General features: G+C 73.6%; 7 protein-coding genes. 3 read left to right on the top strand and 4 right to left on the bottom strand.

The genetic code is table 11. The features are described from left to right. On the bottom strand, nt 1–838 hold an 838-nt coding region (locus DKT68_RS26975), incomplete at its 3' end, for a DUF4397 domain-containing protein (RefSeq protein WP_236647089.1). Between the two features lie 131 nt (nt 839–969). Then, nucleotides 970–1,638: a class I SAM-dependent methyltransferase gene (locus DKT68_RS26970; RefSeq protein WP_109820191.1), complete on the bottom strand. Its 669-nt coding sequence runs from the start codon at nt 1,636–1,638 to the stop codon at nt 970–972. Between the two features lie 107 nt (nt 1,639–1,745). Here DKT68_RS26970 and DKT68_RS26965 point away from each other — a divergent pair, with 107 nt between their 5' ends. Beyond that, the gene (locus DKT68_RS26965; protein ID WP_109820190.1) at nt 1,746–3,347 is read left to right on the top strand and encodes a glycosyltransferase 87 family protein; all 1,602 of its coding nucleotides are present in this window, start codon (nt 1,746–1,748) and stop codon (nt 3,345–3,347) included. Nucleotides 3,348–3,382: 35 nt separating this feature from the next. Here DKT68_RS26965 and DKT68_RS26960 read toward each other — a convergent pair whose 3' ends face one another. Then, nucleotides 3,383–4,057 carry an NADPH-dependent F420 reductase gene (locus DKT68_RS26960; RefSeq protein WP_109820189.1) on the bottom strand — a complete coding sequence of 225 codons (675 nt, stop codon included), beginning with the start codon at nt 4,055–4,057 and terminating at the stop codon, nt 3,383–3,385. Between the two features lie 97 nt (nt 4,058–4,154). Here DKT68_RS26960 and DKT68_RS26955 point away from each other — a divergent pair, with 97 nt between their 5' ends. Continuing rightward, nucleotides 4,155–5,000, top strand: coding sequence for a GNAT family N-acetyltransferase (locus tag DKT68_RS26955; RefSeq protein WP_109820188.1), 846 nt, complete (start codon nt 4,155–4,157; stop codon nt 4,998–5,000). A 10-nt stretch (nt 5,001–5,010) separates the two neighbouring features. Here DKT68_RS26955 and DKT68_RS26950 read toward each other — a convergent pair whose 3' ends face one another. After that, nucleotides 5,011–5,502 carry a glutathione peroxidase gene (locus tag DKT68_RS26950; protein WP_109820187.1) on the bottom strand — a complete coding sequence of 164 codons (492 nt, stop codon included), beginning with the start codon at nt 5,500–5,502 and terminating at the stop codon, nt 5,011–5,013. Nucleotides 5,503–5,668: 166 nt separating this feature from the next. Here DKT68_RS26950 and DKT68_RS26945 point away from each other — a divergent pair. Beyond that, on the top strand, nt 5,669–6,105 hold a 437-nt coding region (locus DKT68_RS26945; RefSeq protein ID WP_201749209.1), incomplete at its 3' end, for a cellulose binding domain-containing protein.

Raw genomic sequence — 6,105 nt, 5'->3', positions numbered from 1 at the left:
CCCTGGTGGCCGGCGGGTTGGCCGCCGCGGCCAACCCGCCGGCCACCAGGGGGTACGCGCTGGGCCCGGCCCCGGCCGTGCCGCCGGCGCCGGTGTCCACCCCGCCGGCCGGTACGACCGTGCCGCCCTCGGCGTCGCGGCGCAGCTCGGCGGTCAGCCCGCCCTGCTTCGCGTCGAGCACCAGCAGGGAGTAGACCGCGCCGCCGGTGAGCCGCACCTCGGTGTCGGTGCTCGGCCCCCCGGCGCCGGTCAGTCGGAGGCGCCAGCTGCCCGGTTCGACCAGTTGGTAGTCCGTGGTGGTGGCGAACTGCACGCCGTTGGCGATCATCGGGCCGTCGGCGGCGGCCACGTCCAGCACCGGGGTCCGCACGGACGCCTGCACGACGCGCACCTTGGCGCGGCCCTGGGCGGGCGCGCTGAGGTCGTCGTTGAGCACCCGCAGACCCAGGTCGGCGTGGCGGCCGACGCCGGCCACCGTGTACGCGTCACCACTGGCAACCGCGACCTCGGTGGTGAGGACGGGAGGATCGCTGGCGGGGGCGCCGGCCTCGCGCATCGCCACCGCGTACCGGCCGGGTGCCAGCTCGAGATAGTCGGAGACCACGCCGTAGCCGACCCCGGGGAAGACTCGCGGCGTCGCGGCGTCGGGGGCGGCCAGGTAGACGTCCACCGCCGGGGTGTCGGGGGAGAGGTGGGCGAGCCGGACGTACCCGACGCTGTCCGCGCCGGTCGCGGCGCTGGCGGGCATCGGCGTGCCGGCGGCGGCGAGGGCGGTGCCGAGCAGGAGCGCGCCGGCGCCGGCCAGTAGCCGGCGGGGCACGGTGGGGAGCCTGTGCATGTCGCCTCCGAGAGCACGGTCGGTGAGCGGGCAGCAACTCACGGAACAGAGTCTCGTCTGCGGGACCATCGCGCAAGTTGTCTCCCGCATGTCGCGGCATTTTTGTCACGTATCGATGATCGACGGGCGCGTCAGCCCTTCACGGCGAGAAAGCCGAACAGGTCCGGGACGCCGCCCGGCCCGCACTCGGCGGTGCGCACCAGCCGCAGTCCGGCGGCCACGGCCCCGTTGAGCAGATCGGCGAGCGGCACATGCCAGGCGCCGACCCGGACCCGGACACCGCTGGTGTTCCAGCTGTCGAAGCTGCGCGAGCGCTCGCCGTACCGCTCGTCAACGACGACGCTTCGCCGCTGACTCCAGTCGGCGAACGCGCCCACGAAGCACGGGTGCACGCCCACGTGCACGAACCGTCCACCGGGGCGCAGCACCCGGGCGACCTCGCGCAGCACGGCCGGGTAGTCGGGCACGTCGGTGCTGGAGAGCACGCACATCGCGGCGGGCAGCGACGCGTCGGCGATGGCCAGCGCGACCGCGTCGGCCCGCGCCACCGGCAGCCGCCCGGCGGCGTGCCGCAACTGCCCGCCGGACAGGTCCACGCCCACCGGCGTCCAACCCAGACCGGCCGGCACGGACGCGTGCGCGCCAGTGCCGCAGCAGACGTCCAGGCAGGTGCCCTCGCCCGGACCGAGCAGGTCCGCGAGGGTGCCGTGCACCCGCCGGAGATAGTCACCGCCCGTTGAGATGAAGTCCTCGTACCAGTCCGCGTGGGCGTCGTACGCCGCTGTGCTCGTCGCTCCCATCCGCCGATGCTAGGGACGTGCGCCCGCCACGCGGAGGCCGTTCTCCGGACGGCAGACGCGGTGTCGACGGGCCGACGCGGACCGTTGTGCTCCCGTATTCTCGGCCGATGCGGGATCGCCGGGTGGCGCTGGTGTGGACGGTCTTCGTCGTCGTCGCGCTGATGTCCTGTGTGCTCGTGTCGCGCCGCGAGGACCGCCTCTCCGACCTGCACATCTACTACGGGGCGCTGTCCGACCTGCACGCCGGGCGGCCGCTGTACGGGTATGTGGCGGAGAACGGGGGGCCGTTCACCTATCCGCCGTTCGCCGCCCTCGTGCTGGGGCCGATCACCGCCGTCAGCGAGGGCGTGTTGCAGGCGGTCTGGCTGGTGGCGACGTGCGCGGCGGTCGTCGCCATCGCCGGGTCGGTCGGTGTCGCGCTGACCGCCCGACGGTCCCGTCGCCCGCTCGTCGTGGCGGTGGCGGCCACGGTGCTGATGCTCTCCGCGCCGGTGCAGAGCAACCTGCGCTTCGGGCAGGTCAGCATCTTCGTCGTGCTGATGGCCCTGCTGGACGGGATGGGCCTGGTTCCGCCGCGCGTGCGCGGCGTGCTGGTCGGGGTGGCCGCGGCGATCAAGCTGACCCCACTGCTGTTCGTGGTCTACTTCCTCGCCACCGGTCGCTACCGCGACGCCGGCCGGGCGGCGGCGACGTTCGTGGCCTGCGCCGGGCTCGCCGCGATTGTGCTGCCCGACGAGAGCTGGACCTACTGGACCGAGGCCGTGCGGCAGACCTCCCGAATCGGCAACCTGGCCTCGCTCGGCAACCAGTCCGTGCACGGGATGCTGCTGCGCATCGGGGTCGACGAGGCGGCGCTGCCCCTCCTCTGGGCCGGCCTGGTGGCGCTCATCTGCGCGGCGGCGCTGCTGCGCGCCCGGCAGTTGACCGCGCAGGGCTGCCCCGGCCACGCCGCGGTACTCGTCGGCTGCGCCACCGTGGCCGCGTCCCCGGTTTCCTGGACCCACCACCAGGTGTGGCCGGTGCTCGCCGCGATGCTGCTGATCGGCGCGTCCGGCGTCACCCAGCGGGCCGCCGGCGCGGCGCTGCTCGCCGCCATGGTCGTCTCGTTGGGGGCCGTCCTCAGCCCGGTGTCGATGCGGCCGGGCGTGCAGTTCCTGTTCGAGAACGCCCGCGCCGTCGGGGTGTGCCTGCTGTGCCTGGCCGGCTTCGGTGGCGTCGCGGTCGCCGCCGCCCGGACGAACCGGAGACCGGCCGCCGGGCGGGCCTGGTGGCGGGTGGGCATCACGGCCACCGTGGCCGTGGCGTTCTTCGCCGTGCAACCGCTGCCCGCCGGAGCGGACCCGACCTTCAAGGCGTACAGCCTCGACGACGTGGTCAACCCGCGATACTTCTTCGTCTGCCGTGGTCCGGTCGAGTGCGCCGTCTACGGCACCGACGCGCCGGTCACCTTCGGCACCCGGGCCGAGAAGACCAAGGTGCGGGTCAACGGTGTGGTCTCCGGGCAGGTGGCCCGGTTGGAGTACTACTCCGCGCCGGGCGGGGCGCCCCGGACCATTCCCCTGCTCGCCGCCTACCCGGGGACGCGGACGTTCTCGTTCCGGTCGGCGAGCATGGCACAGGGTCGGCTCGTCGCGTACGCCGCGGACGGCCAGCGGATCGCCAGCTACGACGAGGAGCTCGCCGCCGCCCTGCGGACGACCACCCGCTAGGCGAGACCGCAGAGGGCCCCGCCTGGCGGTGACGGTCAGCGGGTGGCGGCGGCCAGGAGGGCGCGCAGCTTCTCGGCGCCACCGGGCGCCGGCTGGTCCCAGTTGCCGGGGTCGGCGGAGTAGAGCGTGCCGTAGGCCGGCGTGTCCGGCTGGTAGCGCCATCCCTCGGCGAGCGACCCGGCGTCCACGGCGTCGTAGCCGATCCGGTCCAGGAAGGCGGTCACCTCGGCCTTCGCGGCCTCGTCGTCCCCGGCGATCGCGAGGGCGCTGCGGTCGGCCGCGCCCGCCGGCCGGCCCAGCGAGTCCAGGTGCTTGAAGAAGATGTTGTTGAACACCTTGACCACCCGGGATTCCGGCAGGTGCTGCTGGAGCAGCTCGCTGCTGGTGACCTCGCCGGAGTCCAGTTCCGGGAAGGCGCCGTCACGCTGCGGGTAGTAGTTGTTGGTGTCGATGACGACCTTGCCCGCCAGCGGCTCCACCGGCACCGCCCGGTACGCCTTCAGCGGAACGCTGACCACCACCAGGTCGCCGACCTGCGCCGCGTCCTGCGCCGTGCCGGCGCTCGCGTGCGCACCCAACTCCTCGACCAGGTCGGTGAGCGTCTCCGGCCCCCGCGAGTTGCTCAGCACCACGTCGTAGCCGGCGGCCACCGCCAGCCGGGCCACCGTGCCGCCGATGTTGCCGCTGCCGATCAGTCCCACAGTTGTCATGCTCGTTCCCAACTTCGTCCACCCGCGACACATTCCCGACCTGCGCGGTGGGTTATTCCGGTTGTCGAGGCGCCGACGGTTGCGGAGAATCCCGTCCGTGCAGTGTCTGACCGAGGATCTCGCGCCGTTCGCCGCCGCAGCCGACGCCTGGCTGCGCCGCGAGCCCGTTCTGCACAACGTACTGCTCACGCTGGTCGCCGACCGGCTGTCCGGGCACGTGCCACTCTCCGGTGACGAGCGGTTCGTCCGGGTCGTCGACGGCGGCGCGACGGTGGGCGCGGCGGTGCACACGCCGCCGCGCGGGCCGCTGGTCGGCGCGGCGTCGACGGCGGCCGCGCGAGCGCTGGCGGAGCACTTCGTCCGGGCGGCGCCGCCGCTGGCCGAGGTGCACGGCCCGGTCCCGGCCGTGGCGGAGTTCGCCGAGTGGTACGCCGACCGGGCCGACCGGCTCGCCGTACCCGGCGCCGCGCAGCGGATCTTCCGACTGGACGCGGTCCGGCCGCCGGTGGGCGTGGCCGGACGCGCCCGCCCGGCCACCGCGGCGGACCGGGACCTGCTGATCGCCTGGGCGACCGCGTACGCCGCGGAGACGATGCCCGACGGTCCGCCGGTGGACGCGGCCGGGCAGATCGACGCCCGACTGCCGCACGGCGACCTGCTCTGGCTGTGGGAGCGGGACGCCGTCCCGGTCTCGACGGCCTGGCTGAGCCGACCGGTCGCCGGCGTGGTCCGGGTCAGCGGCGTCTACACGCCATCGGAGTGGCGGGGGCGCGGCCATGCCAGCGCCTGCGTGGCGCACGCCAGCGGACACGCGCTGAACGGTGGCGCGACAGCCTGCACCCTCTACACCGACCTGTCGAACCCCACCAGCAACAAGATCTACCAGGCCCTCGGCTACCGCCCGCTGACCGACGCGGCGCAGTGGCGCTTCGTCGCGAGCTGACGCCGGCGGGTCAGGCGGCGGGCAGCACCTTCTCGATGGCGGCGCGCAGTTCGTCGGCGCCGGGCTCCACCGTGGGGGCGAACCGGGCGGCGACCGTGCCGTCCGGGGCAACCAGGAACTTCTCGAAGTTCCACCGGACGTCCCCGGTGTGCCCGTCGGCGTCGGGGGTGTCGACGAGCGCGGCGTAGAGCGGGTGCCGATCGGGGCCGTTGACGTCGACCTTCTCGGTCAACGGGAAGGTGACCCCGTAGTTGACCTGGCAGAAGTCGCTGATCTCGGCGGCGCTGCCCGGCTCCTGCCCGGCGAACTGGTTGCAGGGCACGCCGAGCACCACCAGGCCGCGGTCGGCGTACTCGTCGGCGAGAGCCTGGAGGCCGGCGTACTGGGGGGTGAGGCCGCAGCGGGAGGCCACGTTGACGACCAGCAGCGCCCGGCCGCGGTAGCGGGCGAGGTCGGCGGGGCCGCGGTTGAGGGCGTCGATCGGGATGTCGAAGACGGTCATGGCCCGAGGTTACGCGCCGGCCGGCGGAGGCGGTGTCGGGCGTGGAAGGACGCACTCCACGCACCAGGGGAAATCGAAACATGCACATCTTGACGAAGTGATGACGCCGTGAGTACCGTCTCACCATCCTTTTGGAAAGTTTCCTAACAGTTTGGGGAGACGCCTCATGAAGAGATCGCTCCGCCGGGCCCTCTGGGCCGGCGCCGTGGTCGCCGTGGCCGTCGCAGCGGCGCCGATGACCACCGCGTTCGGCGCCGGCACCGTCACCACCACGTTCACCAAGGCGCAGGACTGGGGGACCGGTCACGAGACGAGGGTGACCGTCACCAACGGGTCGAACGCCACGGTCAGCACCTGGCGCATCGAGTTCGACCTGCCGTCGGGCACCAGCATCAGCAGCTCCTGGGACGCCGACGTGACCAGCAGCGGCAACCACTACGTCGCGGTGAAGAAGAGCTGGGGCGGCGCGCTCGCCCCCGGCGCCTCGTTCAGCTGGGGCTACAACGGCACCGGCGCCTACAAGGCGCCCCTGAACTGCACCGTCAACGGTGCGGCGTGCGGCGGTGGCACCCCGCCGCCGACCACGCCGCCGCCGACCACGAC

This window comes from Micromonospora acroterricola, from assembly GCF_003172955.1.
GTDB classification, from domain to species: domain Bacteria; phylum Actinomycetota; class Actinomycetes; order Mycobacteriales; family Micromonosporaceae; genus Micromonospora; species Micromonospora acroterricola.
The sequence above is the reverse complement of the archived record's forward strand: the minus strand, read 5'-3'. Positions and strand labels throughout refer to the sequence as shown.